Here is a 482-nt window from a genome sequence, read left to right as displayed (position 1 = left end):
AATCGAGTAGGAGGAACGGGATTAATTCCCGTTCCGACCTCTCACACCACCGTACGTGCCGTTCGGCATACGGCGGTTCCCTAATTAACCTTTAAACACAGGATGATAGTACATCTTAAAAGTAGGGTAACCAGCTCGAAGCAAACGCTCATCCGACAAAGCCGCCTGTACAGTGGGATGACTTGCCATTCGCCAGTATTTCATACGACAAAAGGCAGCCATTCGCACACGGCTCTCATCGGGAATAAGCTTCTTCAGATTTCGATACCGGGTTCGGACTCGTTTCCAAGACTTCCAAATACACATCCGTATGCGATGACGGAGCCAGCCGTCCCATTCCTTTATCCTACTTTTGAGACCTGCAAACTTAAAATAGTTGAGCCAACCACGGATATACCAAGTCAAACGTTGTTTACGATATTCGGAGCTCCAGCCGTTATTACGGCTGGTGAGTTCACGTATCTTAATCTTCATCTTCTTGA

At 47.3% G+C, this 482-nt stretch carries 1 protein-coding gene; it reads right to left on the bottom strand.

What is annotated here, in order from left to right:
• Nucleotides 1-84 precede the first annotated feature (84 nt).
• A partial coding sequence (locus WKT12_RS16490) for a group II intron maturase-specific domain-containing protein (protein ID WP_340320334.1) occupies nt 85-482 on the bottom strand: 398 nt, incomplete at its 5' end.

This window comes from Phocaeicola sp. HCN-6420, assembly GCF_037890145.1.
Lineage (GTDB): Bacteria > Bacteroidota > Bacteroidia > Bacteroidales > Bacteroidaceae > Phocaeicola.
This window is presented reverse-complemented; position numbering and strand designations above follow the sequence as displayed.